The sequence below is a fragment of the Catellatospora sp. KI3 genome (assembly GCF_029948125.1).
Classification (GTDB): Bacteria; Actinomycetota; Actinomycetes; order Mycobacteriales; family Micromonosporaceae; genus Catellatospora.
On sequence record NZ_JASAMB010000094.1, the window covers coordinates 1 to 232 of the forward strand.

Annotated in this window: 1 rRNA gene; it reads left to right on the forward strand. The window is 45.7% G+C overall.

What is annotated here, in order from left to right:
• Positions 1-156: 156 nt before the first annotated feature.
• Positions 157-232 (forward strand): 16S ribosomal RNA (locus QEZ54_RS36330); the annotation flags it as partial.

The window sequence follows — 232 nt, forward strand, 5'->3', positions numbered from 1 at the left end:
GGTGTGTGCTTGTTCTTTGAGAACTCAACAGGGTGCTTGATATGCCAGTGCCAATTTATTGATCACCTCGTCGTGGTCATTCCTTTGGTATTAAGCAAACATTCGGACATTCATTTTGATTGTCGGTGTTTTGTTTTTTGCCGGGTTTTTGAATTCTTTTTGGAGAGTTTGATCCTGGCTCAGGACGAACGCTGGCGGCGTGCTTAACACATGCAAGTCGAGCGGAAAGGCC